The sequence below is a fragment of the Microbacterium sp. SCN 71-21 genome, from assembly GCF_001725695.1.
Lineage (GTDB): Bacteria > Actinomycetota > Actinomycetes > Actinomycetales > Microbacteriaceae > Microbacterium > Microbacterium ginsengisoli.
On record NZ_MEGA01000023.1, the window covers coordinates 1 to 425 of the forward strand.

1 protein-coding gene is annotated in these 425 nt (G+C 69.2%); it reads right to left on the bottom strand.

All coding sequences use genetic code 11. The features are described 5' to 3' along the window. Window positions 1-101: 101 nt before the first annotated feature. The gene (locus tag ABT08_RS04930) at window positions 102-392 is read right to left on the bottom strand and encodes a GNAT family N-acetyltransferase (protein ID WP_045245819.1); all 291 of its coding nucleotides are present in this window, start codon (window positions 390-392) and stop codon (window positions 102-104) included. Window positions 393-425 lie beyond the last annotated feature (33 nt).

The window sequence follows — 425 nt, forward strand, 5'->3', positions numbered from 1 at the left end:
TGGCCTCGCCGCTGGCGGGGGCGGCGGTCGAGCCCTTGGCCGCGGCGATGATAGAACGCCAGCGAAGCGCGATCCGGGGCATCCGTCGTCTGTCAGAGGTGTCAGCGGGCGGCGACGATGCCGGCGCGGTCCGGGTTCTTCTCGAACCACTCGGCCACGTACCAGCACACCGGGCTCACCTTGCGGTCGCCACGCTGCTCGAGGTCGGCGATGGCGTGCTCGGTCAGCACGCCCGCATACCCCTTGCCGCGGAAGGTCGGGATGGTGAAGGCCCGCGTCATCGCCACCGTCGAGCCGTCGTCGGCGTAGTCGATGACCGCCACGAGCGAATCGCCGTCGTAGAGCGCGTAGCGCGAGGCATCCTTCTCGTCCTGGTATCGCAGGTCAGCCATGACGTCCTCCTCGGCGCGGGTCAGTGTCAGTCT

Coding starts and splice junctions, on each gene's coding strand:
- ABT08_RS04930 (WP_045245819.1), bottom strand. CDS start 392: ATGGCTGACCTGCGATACCAGGACGAGAAGGATGCCTCGCGCTACGCG.